Origin of the sequence: Streptomyces sp. NPDC051452 (assembly GCF_044454765.1) — a bacterium.
GTDB lineage: Bacteria > Actinomycetota > Actinomycetes > Streptomycetales > Streptomycetaceae > Streptomyces.
The window spans coordinates 37,770-50,999 of record NZ_JBITEB010000026.1; the positions used below are offsets into that span (position 1 = coordinate 37,770).

The window sequence follows — 13,230 nt, forward strand, 5'->3', positions numbered from 1 at the left end:
GTGGTTTCGAGCGTCGTGACGACCGTGGCGGCCGCTCCTTCGAGCGCCGTGACGACCGCGGTGGCTTCCGCCGTGACGAGCGCGGCGGACACCGCGGCAGCGACCGTCCGTTCAACCGTGAGCGTCGCGACGACCGTCCGGGCTTCCGCTCCGGCGGCCACGAGCGCCCCACCGGTCGCCGTGACGACCACCGTGGCACCGGTTCCTTCGGCCGCCGCGACGACAAGCCGCGCTGGAAGCGCAACGGCTGACACCGAGTGAGTCGAGGAAGGGCCCGTACGACTTCGGTCGTGCGGGCCCTTCCGCGTGGTGGCGCATGTCACGTGCCCGGCGGGGGAATTGCTGGGGGCATGACAGACGATGCGAGAGCGGACGAGCCGGTGGACGGGCCGGCCGGCCTGTCGGACGAGGACCGACTGGCCCAGCTCGGCTACACCCAGGTCCTCGCCCGCCGGATGTCGGCGTTCTCGAACTACGCCGTCTCCTTCACGATCATCTCGGTGCTCTCCGGCTGCCTCACCCTGTATCTCTTCGGGATGACCACCGGCGGCCCCGCGGTGATCACCTGGGGCTGGGTGGCGGTGGGCCTGATGACCCTGTTCGTCGGCCTGTCCATGGCCGAGATCTGCTCCGCCTACCCGACGTCGGCGGGGCTGTACTTCTGGGCCCACCGACTGGCGCCGACGCGCTCGGCGGCGGCCTGGGCGTGGTTCACGGGCTGGTTCAACGTGCTGGGCCAGGTCGCGGTGACCGCCGGCATCGACTTCGGCGCGGCCTCCTTCCTGGGCGCCTACCTGAACCTCCAGTTCGGCTTCGAGGTGACCCCGGGCCGCACGGTCCTGCTCTTCGCCGCGATCCTCCTGCTCCACGGCCTGCTGAACACCTTCGGCGTCGGGATCGTCGCCCTGCTGAACAGCGTGAGCGTGTGGTGGCACGTGCTGGGCGTCGCGGTCATCGTCGGCGCGCTCACCTTCGTGCCCGACCACCACCAGTCGGCGTCCTTCGTGTTCACGCACTTCGTCAACGACACGGGCTGGGGCAGCGGCGCCTACGTCGTGCTGCTGGGCCTTCTGATGGCCCAGTACACCTTCACCGGCTACGACGCCTCCGCCCATATGACGGAGGAGACCCACGACGCCTCCACCGCGGGCCCCCGGGGCATCGTCCGCTCCATCTGGACGTCCTGGATCGCCGGCTTCGTGTTGCTGCTGGGCTTCACCTTCGCGATCCAGTCGTACGACAGGGAGCTGGCCTCCCCGACGGGCGCCCCGCCCGCCCAGATCCTGCTGGACGCGCTCGGCGCCACGACCGGCAAGCTCCTGCTGCTGGTGGTGATCGGCGCCCAGCTCTTCTGCGGGATGGCCTCCGTCACCGCCAACAGCCGCATGATCTACGCCTTTTCCCGGGACGGCGCGCTGCCGTTCTCCCGCCTGTGGCACACCGTGAGCCCGCGCACCCGCACCCCCGTGGCGGCGGTCTGGCTGGCCGCACTGGCCGCCCTCGCCCTGGGGCTGCCCTACCTCATCAACACGACGGCCTACGCGGCGGTGACCTCGATCGCGGTCATCGGCCTGTACATCGCGTACGTCATCCCGACCTTCCTGCGGGTACGCAGGGGCGCGGCGTTCGCGCGCGGGCCATGGCATCTGGGCCGCTGGTCGCAGCCGATCGGCGTGGTCTCGGTCCTGTGGGTGGCCGCGATCACGATCCTCTTCATGCTCCCGCAGGTCTCCCCGGTCACCTGGAAGACGTTCAACTACGCCCCGGTCGCCGTACTGGTCGTGCTGGGCTTCGCCGCGACCTGGTGGCTTGCGTCGGCCCGCCACTGGTTCCTCACCCCGACCCTGGCCACCGGCCCCGGGCCCGCCGCCGCCCCGACATGGGCCGCCGATCCGGGCGCCGCCGAAAAGTGACCAACGCCCCGCTCCGTCCCCACGCGACGCGGCCGGTCACCGATACCCGATCGGAGACCGGGCCTCGTCCCGCTATGCTCGGACAGGCAACATCGCCTGGGCCCTTAGCTCAATTGGCAGAGCAGTGGACTTTTAATCCATTGGTTGTGGGTTCGAGTCCCACAGGGCCTACGGCTGCGGGGGAGGGTTCAACCCCTCCGACCTGCTACGCGGCGCCCGAGCCGGCTTCGGCCGACTCGGGCGCCGCTTCGTTTGCCGGCTCTTGTGTGAGCGATGCGTGAGCGGATGCGCCTGTGTCCTGCAAATCGGCAGGCACCGAGCCGAACGGTTCGGCAGCTGAGTGCTGGAGCGACTCCTTCACGGTGTGGATGTCGCCACCGCCTCCGTGCGTGAGCATCGCGGCCGATCCCGCAGGGTGATGGGCGGCAGGTCGGTCGTGGCGAGGATGCGGCGGAAGGTCTCTGAGACCGTCTCCGGGTGCGATGTTCATGCTGTCGAGCGCGATGGTGTTGCAGCACGGGGCCCGCATCCTCGCCGAACCGGCCCTGCCTTCGGCCTGTCGGCCGAGAGCGATGAGGCCGAACGCATCGTGGACGCGTTGTTCGCAGCCATCGAGCGCATCGGGCAGATCCCCCCTTCGCCAAGAGCATGGGCATCGCCGCCCCGCAGATCGGCATCGCCCGAGCCGGCGCGGTCGTCATGCCGGTCGACGACGCTCCTGCCGTCATCCTGCTCAACCCCCGTATCACCGACCGCTCCGAGGAGACGGACGAGCAGTACGAGGGCTGCCGGCCTCGCCCCGACTGGGACCCCCGGCACCAGAGTGGCTCACCTCTGATGGGACGGGGCATTGACGAAACGTCTGAATGTCTCCAGGGCCAGCCGATCCGTCGCGGCGCTCTGGCCGGACAGACGATGGACGAGGACCCAGCCCTGCGGTGCGGCGCCCGCGAAGACCGAGGCGCCACCCGTTGCGCCGTTGTGCCACAGCAGGTGTCCCGCTTTCTGCCAGGCCGGTGCAGGCTCGCCGAGCCTTCGGTCGACGAGCAGGCCGGTCACGAGGCGGGCGGTGGCCTCGGGCGTGGCCCACAGGCCGCCGGCGGGCAGGATCGCGCCGGTCATGGTCCAGGGCCGCTCCGGTCGTCCGAAGAGCCCCCGGCGGCACAGCCGTCTGCCGGGCGGCGGGTCGGCGGCGACGGCCGTGACGCCCAGGGGGTCGAGGACATGCCGGTGCAGGAGGTCCTCGTACGGCATGCGGGTGGCAGCGACCAGGGCAGCGCCAAGCAGGGCGTAGCCGAGGTTGGAGTACTCCTCGGTGGAACCCGCGGGAGCCGTGACCAGGGTGTCCAGTTGCCGTACGACCGCCTCCAGGGCCTGGGTGTCGAAGGCCGCGTAGGGGTCGCGGCCGCGGATTCCAGGGGGCAGTCGCGGCAGGCCCGAGGTGTGCTCGGCAAGGTGGCGCAGGGTGATGCCGGTGCCCGCGGGCGCGGGGAGGAACGACTCCAGCGGGTCGTCGAGGCTCAGAACACCGCGGCCGGCCAAAGCGGTCAGGACGGTTGCGGTGAGCGTCTTCGTCAGTGACCCGATCTGCACGAACAGGTCCAGGCTGTGGCCGTTGCGTACCTGGGGTGACTCGAAGCTGCTGAGTACGCAGGTGGGAACTCGGATCATGTTGGCCTTCAGTCGTGCGTCCGGGGCAGCGCGCATGCCGCCGTGCCCGCAGGCATGCGGTGCCGGTGGGTGGCCACCTGGCGATAGACGAGTCGAGCGGCCTGCCTGACGACGGGCGCGCGCAGGAGCAGACCCGTGGCCCGGTAGCGGAAATGGGGTGACGATGCGAGGTAGGCGCCGAGTGCCTGCGCTCCGGATTCGGCCACGTGGGCCCCGCGAAAGACGAGGACTTCGCGGTCGAGGCGTTCCCGGTGCGGCCGGGTGATGTGGTCGGGCAGGGCATGCCACGGCGTGGCCCGCATCCGTGGCCTGGCATGGCGTTGCAGACGGGTGATGGTTGCCTGACAGAAACCGCAGTCACCGTCGAAGGTGAGCGTGGGCGCGTCGGGGCTGACGGCTGTCGAGAGGTCGATGCGCACGGGCTAGTCCTCCTGTGCAGGGTTCGTGGGCAGGGCCGGGCAGGCGCGGACCCGTCCCCGAAGGAACGGTCAGGCGCGTGCGAGCCAGAGTTCGAGCACGGCCTCCCGCTCTCGTGACCGGAGGACCTTGGCCGGCCGGGCCTGTTCCCACCACTCGGTCATGACGGCGGGCGTGGCGGTGCCCTGGGTGAAGTGGCTGATCAACCGGCGTGAGAGAGCGACCTCGCGCGGGGAATAGGCGACGGCGGCGCTGGAGTAGACCGGCGTCCGGTAGGTGCCGTCGGACGCGATGGCGCAGACGGTCATCTCGGTCGGGCTGCTTGGCACCCAGGCGTCCAGAGCTGCTGCGACGAAGCTCGCGGCGTGGGTCGCCCAGCGTTGCGGAGCGGAGCGGGCCGGGACCTCGGTGATCTCCAGGCCGACCAGGTCCGACCATGTCCACTCCCGTGGGTGCGGACCGGTGACGCGGGGCCCCGCAGCCGTGAGCATCACGTTCGGGGCCGGTGCCGTCGCTGGGGCTCCCACGTACACGCCGTCCGCCGAGACCCAGAACAGTCCCACCGTGGCGCCGTCCTCAGCGGGGTGGAGAGGCGGGATCTCTTCCATGTCCTGTCGGTCTCCTTGGTCGGTCCGGTGAAGCTGGGAGCTTGCCCGGCGCCGGGTGTCGATGCGCCGTTTCCGGCCAAAGGCGTCGGGAAGGCGCTGCGAGTTATTCGGATTCCTCGGTGAGCGCTCCTTCGTGGGCACGCTCGGTGCGCTGCTGCGTCTTGCGGGCCCACCGGCTTAGACGAACCCCAGCAGGGCACGGGTTCCGGACACGCCGACGCCGGGCGGCACCGAACTCCACCTGTCGGCGACGGAGATGAGCTTTTTCATCCGATGGCCTCCGCGTTCCGCCACTTGAGGTCCTCGAAGCTAGTCCTTCCCTCGGCGGAGGAACCCTTGCGCTGCGACCACGAGGGCAGTTCATGCACGTACATGCGCACCTGCACGGCGGAAGGCGCTGCGCCGTCACAGACCTTTGGCATGGTTGTGGGTTCGAGTCCCACAGGGCCTACGGCTGCGGGGGAGGGTTCAACCCCTCCGACCTGCTACGCGGCGCCCGAGCCGGCTTCGGCCGACTCGGGCGCCGCGGCGTTGCGCCGTCATCCTCGGACGGCGGTCCCGGCGTCCACCGCCCGGTGGCCGGACAGCGCGGCCGGAGCGGGCAGTTCCGTCAGCTCGGCCGGCGCGGGCGGCTCCGGCGACTCGGTCAGTTCCGCCAGTTCCGCGAGTGCGGGCAGTTCGGGCAGCTCGGCCAGGGGCAGTGTGTGCTGGGTCTGGAGGACCTTCGCCCGCAGATAGCGGACGTTGTGGGCCGTGGTGAAGACGCCGGTCGGCACCCGTTCCCGGACGACCGTGCCCAGCGCGCGCAACTGCCCGGCCTTGTCGGGGTTGTTGGACAGCAGGTCCAGCTCGCCGATGCCGAGGGCGGCGAGCATCTGCGCGGCGGCCGTGTAATCGCGGGCGTCCTCGGGGAGGCCGAGGGCGGCGTTCGCCGCGTAGGTGTCGAGGCCCTCGTCCTGCAGGGCATAGGCGTCGAGCTTGTTGTAGAGGCCGATGCCGCGCCCCTCCTGGCGCAGGTAGAGCAGCACACCGCCACGGCCGGCGATGCGTTCGACCGCCTCGCGCAGCTGGGGTCCGCAGTCGCAGCGCGCGGAGCCGAAGACGTCGCCGGTCAGGCACTCGGAGTGCAGTCGCACCAGGGGCACCGGGCCGGGGTCGCCGAGGACCACGGCGAGATGCTCCTGGCCGTCGACGAGCCCGTGGAAGGTGACGAGTTCCGCGTCGACGCCGTAGCCGTCGTCGAAGCGCAGCGGTACCCGGACGCGGGCGCGCGGGGTGGCGGCGGGGATGTCGGGCATGCGGGTCTCCGGGGTCCGTACCGTGCTACCTGCTTCAGATTTGAAGCAGATATCGGGTTCGGGAGCCTACCTCATGCTTAAAAGTTGAAGCAATCAATTACGGCGGCGGTCGCCGGCTCACTCGGGCGTGGGGCCCGAGCACGGCGAGGACCGGCGCCGCCACGGCACGTCCTGCGTGCCCTCCCGCTTCTCGTCCCGCCGCTGCAGCCCCCGCGCGATCCCCGTGCAGATCTCCTCCAGCTGCCCCACCTGCTCGGGTGTGAGCCGGTCGAACAGGGTGGAGCGGACCGTCTCGACATGTCCGGGTGCCGTACGCTCCAGCACGGCCGTCCCCTCGTCCGTCAGGACCGCGAGACTGCTGCGCTTGTCCCGGTCGCACTCCTCCCGGCGCACCAGCCCGTCCCGCTCCAGCCGGGTCACCACGTACGTCAGCCTGCTGCGGGTGATCTTCAGGGTCTCGGCGAGGTCGGTCATGCGCAGCCGCCGGTCGGGCGACTCGGAGAGGTTGGCCAGCACCGAGTAGAACAGGTGGGGCATGCCGCCCTCCTGCTGGAGCTGCCGGTCGATCGCGTCCTCCAGAAGGCGGGAGGCGGCGATGTAGGCGCGCCAGGCGCGCTGCTCCTCGGGGGTGAGCCAGCGGGTCGTCATGCTGCCAGTGTAAGTTTGTTTCAAACTTGAACCAAGACTCGGTGGGGTCCGCCGGGTCGCCGCGAGGGAGTGCGCCGATGCCCCTGCCGTACGTGCTGCTGTCCGCCGCCGTCTCCCTCGACGGCTTCCTGGACGACACCGGCCCCGAACGGCTGCTGCTGTCGAGCCCGGCCGACTTCGACCGGGTCGACGACGTACGGGCATCCGTCGACGCCATCCTCGTCGGCGCCGGCACCATCCGCGCGGACAATCCGCGTCTGCTGGTCAACTCGCCCGAGCGCCGCGCCGCCCGGCAGGCCGCGGGGCGGCCCGAGTATCCGCTGAAGGTCACCGTCACCGCCTCCGGCGACCTCGACCCGCGCGCGCTGTTCTGGCACACCGGCGGCGAGAAGCTCGTCTACACGACCGACAAGGGCGCCGAACGCGCCGCGCGCCTCCTCGGGGGCAGTGCCGACGTCGTCCCGCTCGGCGCCGAGCTGGACTGGCGGGACCTGCTGGAGCACCTGCACGACGTGCGCGGGGTCGGGCGCCTGATGGTCGAGGGCGGTGGCCGGGTCCACACCCAGCTCCTCCGGCAGGGCCTCGCCGACGAACTCCAGCTGGTCCTCGCCCCGCTGTTCGTCGGCGACCCGGAGGCCCCCCGGCTGTTCGGGCCGGGCGGGTACCAGGGCGGACGGCTGCGCCTGGTGGAGACCCGCCGCATCGAGGACGTCGTCCTGACGCGCTACGAGCCCACGGCCCCCGGCACCGGCCCCGTCCCGAACGCCGCCGACCGCCACTGGCTGCGCACGGCCTGCGAACTCGCCGACCGTTGTCCGCCGTCGCGGACGGCCTTCAGCGTCGGCGCGGTCGTGGTCGCCGCCGACGGCACCGAGCTGGCCCGCGGCCACTCCCGGGAGGGCGGTGATCCGGTGGTGCACGCGGAGGAGGCCGCGCTGGCGAAGATCGACCCGGCGGAGGCGAGGCTGGCCGGCGCCACGCTCTACAGCAGCCTGGAGCCCTGCGCCCGCCGCGCCTCCCGCCCCGCGCCCTGCGCCGAGCTGGTCCTGCGGGCCGGGGTGCGCCGGGTGGTCACCGCCTGGCGGGAGCCGGACACCTTCGTCGCGGGGGCCGACGGCACGGGCGTGCTGCGCGGCGCGGGTGCCGAGGTCGTCGTCCTCCCCGAGCTGGAGGCGCTCGCCAAGGCCCCCAACACGCACCTGACGACCTGAGCGCGGGCCGGCGGGCCCCCGTGATCGGGGCCCGCGGGAAAGGCGTGTGCGTCGGACCCCGCGGATGGCGTATGCTTGAGACACAACGACGCGGGGTGGAGCAGCTCGGTAGCTCGCTGGGCTCATAACCCAGAGGTCGCAGGTTCAAATCCTGTCCCCGCTACTGAAGACTCGGGGCCGGAATCCAGTACATGGATTCCGGCCTCGAGTGTTTTCCGTGCCCGCTCGCTGTCGGCATGGCCGGCGTACGGCCGCTGGGCGCGTGGCGTACGTCACAGTGGGTCATCCGGTCGGTCCACAGCGGTCGCTCCACCTCCCCGGGCCCGCAAATCTGGACGTACGTCCGACATGTGGGAGACACGCGGTGCGCCCTGGTGAGGTGGAGGAGAACGCGTACGCCAGGGCCGGTGGCCGGCTTCCCGGCGACCCCGTCCCCGACCCGGGCCTCGGCGACGATCCGGCACCGGTACCCGAGCCCCGCCGGCCGGGCCCGCGTGCCCTCGCCCGCGCCCTGCCCGCCCTGCTCGTCGCCGTCGGCGTCCTCTACGGCCTGCTCGCCCCCGAGGACTTCACCGCCGTTCCGTTCTTCACCGCCGCCCCGCTGATCGCGGCGTCCCTGGCCTCGCTGCGCACGACCGTCCTGACCGGCATCGCGGCCCTCGCCGCGGCGTACGCCGTACATGCCGAGGCCGGCATCCACCCGGCCGTGACCGCCGTCACCGACGTGGTCACCGTGGCCACCGTCGCCCTGTTCGGCGTGGCCATCAACCGGGTGGTCCGCCTCGGCGATCGGCGGCTCGCCTCCGCCCGGGAGATCGCCGAGGCCGCCCAGCGGGCCGTCCTGCCCCAGCCCGCCGCGCGGATCGGGGGCTTCGAGATCGCCGCCCGCTACGAGGCGGCGCGCCGGGACGCGTTCATCGGCGGCGACCTGTACGCCGTGCAGGACAGCCCGTACGGCGTGCGGCTGATCGTCGGGGACGTGCGCGGCAAGGGCATGGGCGCGGTCGCCGCCGTCGCCGTGGTGATCGGGGCGTTCCGCGAGGCCGCCGAGCAGGAGGCCACGCTGGAGGCGGTCGCGCAGCGGCTGGAGCGGGCGCTGGCCCGTGAGGGCACGCGGCGGGACGGCATCGACGCGTTCGAGGGGTTCACCACCGCCGTCCTCGCCGAACTCCCGCACGACGACGGCCTCGTCCGCGTCGTCAACCGGGGCCATCCGCCGCCGCTGCTGCTGCACGCCGACGGCACCCTGTGCGTCCTGGCCACGCGCGAACCGGCGCTGCCGCTGGGCATGCGCGACCTCGGCCGGTGGCCGGACCGGACGCTGGAGGCCGGCTTCCCGAGCGGAGCGACCCTGCTCCTCTACACCGACGGCCTGTCCGAGGCGCGCGACGCCCACGGCCGGTTCTACGAACCCGAGCGACGGCTCGCCGGCCGGACCTTCCCCGGCCCCGGCGCGCTGCTCGGCCGGCTCGCCGAGGAGGTGCGGCGGCACTCGGGCGGCGGGACGGCGGACGACATGGCCCTGCTCGCCGTGCGGCAGCCGTAGCCCTGCTCGTCATACGGCAACCCCGCCCCGCCCGCCGAGGGCGACCCGCCGGGGTTCCCGGCTGAGTCATCATCAAAACCTCCGTGACTCCTGAGCCGAGGTCAACTCGCCCGGTTTACCGCGTTGTTGGCCGATAAGTCCACGGTGAAAAGCGCTAAAGATCAAGCCGGACGGCTTGGAAAGTACCTCGCGGGTCTATTAACGTTCGATAACGCAGCGCGGTCGTCACAGCCGTCACCCGAGGCGGCTCCGTGCGCACGCGCCGAATCCCGCAAGGGAACCGGGGAACCACCACCTTGGGGTGAATCACGCGGAACGCCGACGTGGACTCGACGAGTCCACGCCCGGTATACGCGCGTAGGAGACCTTCCCGCTCCGAACCCGTCAGCTAACCCGGTAGGCGGCGGAAGGAAAGGAGTGCGCCCGCGTGGCGTCCAACCGGCCTGCCCCACAAGCCCCGTACATACCCGCGGAAGCCGAGCCCGACACCTTCGGATACGGCTCCTACCGTGCCGACGAGGGCCCGTGGGAGGACTGGAACCCCACCGAGGACTCCGTCACCCCGGTGCGCGGCCGGCACCGTGTCGCCAAGCAGCGCGGCGGGTTCGCCCGCAGCTCCACCGTCCTCGGCGTCGGCGTGATCGCGGCGGTCGGGGCGGGCGGCATGGCCAGCGCCAACACCGGCAAGCCGCCGGTCTCCCTCTCCCTGCCGGACCTGCCCTCCGTCGGCTCGCTCTTCGAGCACGACTCCGCCCCGGCGCCCGAGGCCACCACCGGAGCGCTCGGCGGCGTCGGCGTGACCTCCGCCGACGCCGAGCGGAACACCGACGCGGGCGAGACCCTGCGCAGCCGGATCATGGCCCAGGCCGAGCAGCAGCAGAGCAAGGCCGACAGCAGGGCCACCGCCGCGGCGCTCGCCGCCGCCGAGAGGCAGAGCGCGGACGCCGCCGCCAAGGCGAAGAAGGAAGCCGTCGCCAAGGTCGCGGCCGCCAAGAAGAAGGCGGATGCCGTCGCCGAGAAGGCCGCCGAGACGAAGCGGCTGGCCGAGCTGGCCAAGCAGTACAAGCTGCCGACGCCCTCGTACACGATCACCTCGACCTTCGGCCAGGCCGGGTCGATGTGGTCCTCCGGCCACCACACCGGTCTCGACTTCGCCGCCCCGACGGGCACCATCATCAAGGCCATCCACAGCGGCACGATCACCCAGGCGGGCTGGGCCGGCTCCTACGGCTACCGCACGGTCCTCACCCTCGACGACGGCACCGAGCTGTGGTTCTGCCACCAGTCCTCGATCGGCGTCTCCGTCGGCCAGAAGGTCGGCACCGGCGACGTCATCGGGCGGATCGGCGCGACCGGCAACGTCACCGGCCCGCACCTCCACCTGGAGGTCCACCCGGGCGGCCAGGCCGCCGGCATCGACCCGATGGCGTGGCTGCGCGGCAAGGGCCTCACCCCCTGAGCCGTCCACCGGCCCCCGAATACACCCTTTGCGGGAACTTGGCGCCGGCGGCGGAATGAGGTCGTCCGCTGTCGGCGTTGAAACAAGGCATGACCTCTCTGCGCACACTCGGCTCCTCCGACCTGCGGGTCTTCCCCCTCTGCCTCGGCGGCAACGTCTTCGGCTGGACCGCGGACGAGCAGACCTCCTTCGCCGTACTGGACGGCTACAGGGCGGCCGGCGGCAACTTCGTCGACACCGCCGACAGCTACAGCGCCTGGATCGAGGGCAACAAGGGCGGCGAGTCCGAGACGATCATCGGTAAGTGGGTCAAGGCCCGCGGCAACCGCGACGACGTCGTCATCGCCACCAAGGTCAGCCAGCACCCCGAGTTCCGAGGTTTGTCCGCGGCCAATATCAAGGCCGCGGCCGACGCGTCGCTGCGCCGGCTGGACACCGACCACATCGATCTCTACTACACCCACTTCGACCAGCCCGAGGTACCGGTCGAGGAGATCATCGGCGCGCTGGACGAGCTGGTGAAGGCGGGCAAGGTCCGGCACATCGGCGCCTCCAACATCACCCCCGAGCGCCTCCAGGCCTCCCTGGACTTCTCCGACCGCGAGGGCCTGGCCCGCTATATCGCCCTCCAGCCCCACTACAACCTGGTCTCCCGCGACACCTACGAGGGCCCGCTGCGCGATCTGGCCGCCCGCGAGGGCCTCGGCGCCATGCCCTACTACTCCCTCGCCTCGGGCTTCCTCACCGGCAAGTACCGCCCCGGTGGACACGTCGACAGCGCCCGCGCCGGCAGCGTCGCGAAGTACCTGGAGTCCGAGCGCGGCCGACGCGTGCTGACGGCCCTGGACGACATCGCCGCCGCCCACCGGGTCGCGGTCGCCACGGTCGCCCTGGCCTGGCTCGCCGCCCAGCCGACGGTCGCGGCCCCCATCGCCTCGGCCCGCACACCGGAACAGCTCCCGGCCCTGCTGGGCGTGGCCGACCTGACGCTGTCCGACCAGGAACTGAAGCAGCTGACGGAGGCGTCGGCCTGACCTGCGGACACCGCCGAGCGCGCCACGGGGACCGTCCCGCGGCGCGCGCCCGGTCCGCTCCCCGGGGGGGCGTCCGCTCAGGTCCGGTACGGGTTGTAGGCGGGGTATGGCGCGGCCGGATACCCGTACGGCGGCGGCGCCCCGTGCATCGGCGCCGGAACCGAGGCCCTGGCCGCGTACTCCAGTGCCGGCCGCGCCAGGCCCCTGAGCCGCCACAGCTCGGCCAGCAACTCCTGTTCCCGTAGGACGAAGTCGGCCCGGGCGCGCCCCTTGCGCCCCTGGTGCCGCAGGAACGCGAGCGAGGTCGCACACGCCTCGTACCGGGCCACCGCCCGCGCCGCGGGCCGGCCCCCGAAGTGGTGCCGGGCGTACTCCCGGGCCATCCGCCGCGCCCGCATCGAGCCGAGGGCGAACGGCTCGGCCGGTCCCAGCCAGCCGGCCAGCACGTACGCCGGCAGCTCCGCCCGCACGGTCCGCAGCTCCCGCTGGCGCGTCCAGATCGCGAGCCAGGTCAGCAGCGCGAACGCGGGGACCATGAAACCGCCGTAGACGGCGAAGAAGCCGTACGGGCCGAAGGTGGAGGAGCCGTTCCAGAGGGCGTGCGTGCTCATCGCGAGCAGCAGCCCGCCAAGCGGGAGCAGTACCCGCCGCAGCCGCTGCCGCTCCCCGGACAGCGCGGCGATGCCGAAGCCGATGCCGGTCAACACGGTGAACAGGGGATGCGCGAACGGCGACATCACGATGCGCACGAAGAAGGTCGCGGCGGTGACGGAGGCGATGCCGCGGTCTCCGGACAACTGGTCGGTCCCGAAGGCCGTTCCGAGGTAGAGGATGTTCTCGGTGAACGCGAACCCGGTGGCGGTGATCCCCGCTATCACCACCCCGTCCACGATCCCGGAGAAGTCCCGTCTGCGGAAGAGGAACACCAGCAGCACGGCCGCGGCCTTGGCGGACTCCTCGACGACCGGCGCTATCACGGTGGCGCCGAGGGTGTCGGCGCCGGCCGGGTCGGCGGTCGCGGTGGCTATCCACCGGGTGGCGAAGGAGTTGGCGATGATCGCCACCAGCGCGGCCGCGCAGGCGCCCCAGGCGAAGGCGAACACCAGGTTCCGCCAGGGCCCCGGCTCCACCCGGTCCAGCCAGCGGAAGGCGGCCGTCAGCCACGGCACGGGCAGCACCGCCAGCCCGAGCCCCACCAGCAGCCCCTCCGTGCCGGTCTGCCGCCGCACGAGCGCGAGGATCACCAGCCCGGACAGGGCCAGCAGCGTGGTCAGCGCCCCGTAGCGCACCCAGCCGCGCTGCCACCAGTGCGGGTGGTGGAGCAGCCCGTCGCCGGGGTCGGCGGGCGGAGTCGGATACGGAGCACGGGTGGCCACGGCATCGACCCTAACGGTGCCGGGGCGAGGGGCTGGAGCGGTCCACCGG

11 protein-coding genes, 2 tRNA genes, 2 pseudogenes and 1 riboswitch are annotated in these 13,230 nt (G+C 72.0%); of the genes and pseudogenes, 8 read left to right on the forward strand and 7 right to left on the reverse strand.

Annotation, left to right across the window (positions count from 1 at the left end; translation table 11 throughout):
* The 3 genes and pseudogenes from ACIBA9_RS36705 to ACIBA9_RS36715 form a co-directional block, all read left to right on the forward strand.
* Positions 1 to 251 (forward strand): annotated as a pseudogene (locus ACIBA9_RS36705) (RNA helicase); the annotation flags it as partial.
* 99 nt (positions 252 to 350) lie between these two features.
* The gene (locus tag ACIBA9_RS36710) at positions 351 to 1,913 is read left to right on the forward strand and encodes an amino acid permease (protein WP_399369907.1); all 1,563 of its coding nucleotides are present in this window, start codon (positions 351 to 353) and stop codon (positions 1,911 to 1,913) included.
* Positions 1,914 to 2,011: 98 nt separating this feature from the next.
* A tRNA-Lys gene (locus tag ACIBA9_RS36715) sits at positions 2,012 to 2,084 on the forward strand.
* A gap of 34 nt (positions 2,085 to 2,118) precedes the next feature.
* Here the strand turns inward: ACIBA9_RS36715 and ACIBA9_RS36720 are convergent.
* The 6 genes and pseudogenes from ACIBA9_RS36720 to ACIBA9_RS36745 all read right to left on the reverse strand — a co-directional run.
* A pseudogene (locus tag ACIBA9_RS36720) lies at positions 2,119 to 2,393 on the reverse strand (site-specific integrase); the annotation flags it as partial.
* A 348-nt stretch (positions 2,394 to 2,741) separates the two neighbouring features.
* Entirely contained in the window at positions 2,742 to 3,584 is an 843-nt protein-coding gene (locus tag ACIBA9_RS36725) for a serine hydrolase domain-containing protein (RefSeq protein WP_399369909.1), read from the reverse strand.
* An 8-nt stretch (positions 3,585 to 3,592) separates the two neighbouring features.
* Positions 3,593 to 4,003 carry a thiol-disulfide oxidoreductase DCC family protein gene (locus tag ACIBA9_RS36730; protein ID WP_399369911.1) on the reverse strand — a complete coding sequence of 137 codons (411 nt, stop codon included), beginning with the start codon at positions 4,001 to 4,003 and terminating at the stop codon, positions 3,593 to 3,595.
* A 69-nt stretch (positions 4,004 to 4,072) separates the two neighbouring features.
* On the reverse strand, positions 4,073 to 4,609 hold the full coding sequence (locus tag ACIBA9_RS36735) for a hypothetical protein (protein ID WP_399369913.1): 537 nt from the start codon (positions 4,607 to 4,609) through the stop codon (positions 4,073 to 4,075).
* Between the two features lie 539 nt (positions 4,610 to 5,148).
* A complete protein-coding gene (gene ribA / locus ACIBA9_RS36740; protein WP_399369915.1) occupies positions 5,149 to 5,907 on the reverse strand; it encodes a GTP cyclohydrolase II in 759 nt (252 codons plus the stop codon).
* A 117-nt stretch (positions 5,908 to 6,024) separates the two neighbouring features.
* Positions 6,025 to 6,555 carry a MarR family winged helix-turn-helix transcriptional regulator gene (locus ACIBA9_RS36745; RefSeq protein WP_399369917.1) on the reverse strand — a complete coding sequence of 177 codons (531 nt, stop codon included), beginning with the start codon at positions 6,553 to 6,555 and terminating at the stop codon, positions 6,025 to 6,027.
* Positions 6,556 to 6,632: 77 nt separating this feature from the next.
* Here ACIBA9_RS36745 and ACIBA9_RS36750 point away from each other — a divergent pair, with 77 nt between their 5' ends.
* From ACIBA9_RS36750 to ACIBA9_RS36770, 5 genes are all read left to right on the forward strand, one after another.
* Complete coding sequence (locus ACIBA9_RS36750) at positions 6,633 to 7,766, forward strand: dihydrofolate reductase family protein (RefSeq protein WP_399369919.1); 1,134 nt, start codon at positions 6,633 to 6,635, stop codon at positions 7,764 to 7,766.
* Positions 7,767 to 7,855: 89 nt separating this feature from the next.
* Positions 7,856 to 7,929, forward strand: a tRNA-Met gene (locus ACIBA9_RS36755).
* A gap of 201 nt (positions 7,930 to 8,130) precedes the next feature.
* The gene (locus ACIBA9_RS36760) at positions 8,131 to 9,312 is read left to right on the forward strand and encodes a PP2C family protein-serine/threonine phosphatase (protein WP_399369921.1); all 1,182 of its coding nucleotides are present in this window, start codon (positions 8,131 to 8,133) and stop codon (positions 9,310 to 9,312) included.
* Between the two features lie 250 nt (positions 9,313 to 9,562).
* Positions 9,563 to 9,732, forward strand: a riboswitch (cyclic di-AMP (ydaO/yuaA leader).
* A gap of 7 nt (positions 9,733 to 9,739) precedes the next feature.
* Positions 9,740 to 10,771: a M23 family metallopeptidase gene (locus ACIBA9_RS36765; RefSeq protein WP_399369923.1), complete on the forward strand. Its 1,032-nt coding sequence runs from the start codon at positions 9,740 to 9,742 to the stop codon at positions 10,769 to 10,771.
* Positions 10,772 to 10,860: 89 nt separating this feature from the next.
* On the forward strand, positions 10,861 to 11,805 hold the full coding sequence (locus tag ACIBA9_RS36770) for an aldo/keto reductase (RefSeq protein WP_399369925.1): 945 nt from the start codon (positions 10,861 to 10,863) through the stop codon (positions 11,803 to 11,805).
* Between the two features lie 77 nt (positions 11,806 to 11,882).
* On the opposite strand, the gene ACIBA9_RS36775 is transcribed toward ACIBA9_RS36770, so the two are convergent.
* Positions 11,883 to 13,181: a PrsW family intramembrane metalloprotease gene (locus tag ACIBA9_RS36775; RefSeq protein WP_399369927.1), complete on the reverse strand. Its 1,299-nt coding sequence runs from the start codon at positions 13,179 to 13,181 to the stop codon at positions 11,883 to 11,885.
* Positions 13,182 to 13,230 lie beyond the last annotated feature (49 nt).

What these genes read in the sequence shown, in the direction of transcription:
- ACIBA9_RS36710 (WP_399369907.1), top strand. Translation starts at nt 351, where the DNA reads ATGACAGACGATGCGAGAGCGGACGAGCCGGTGGACGGGCCGGCCGGC.
- ACIBA9_RS36725 (WP_399369909.1), bottom strand. Translation starts at nt 3,584, where the DNA reads ATGATCCGAGTTCCCACCTGCGTACTCAGCAGCTTCGAGTCACCCCAG.
- ACIBA9_RS36735 (WP_399369913.1), bottom strand. Translation starts at nt 4,609, where the DNA reads ATGGAAGAGATCCCGCCTCTCCACCCCGCTGAGGACGGCGCCACGGTG.
- ribA (WP_399369915.1), bottom strand. Translation starts at nt 5,907, where the DNA reads ATGCCCGACATCCCCGCCGCCACCCCGCGCGCCCGCGTCCGGGTACCG.
- ACIBA9_RS36745 (WP_399369917.1), bottom strand. Translation starts at nt 6,555, where the DNA reads ATGACGACCCGCTGGCTCACCCCCGAGGAGCAGCGCGCCTGGCGCGCC.
- ACIBA9_RS36750 (WP_399369919.1), top strand. Translation starts at nt 6,633, where the DNA reads ATGCCCCTGCCGTACGTGCTGCTGTCCGCCGCCGTCTCCCTCGACGGC.
- ACIBA9_RS36770 (WP_399369925.1), top strand. Translation starts at nt 10,861, where the DNA reads ATGACCTCTCTGCGCACACTCGGCTCCTCCGACCTGCGGGTCTTCCCC.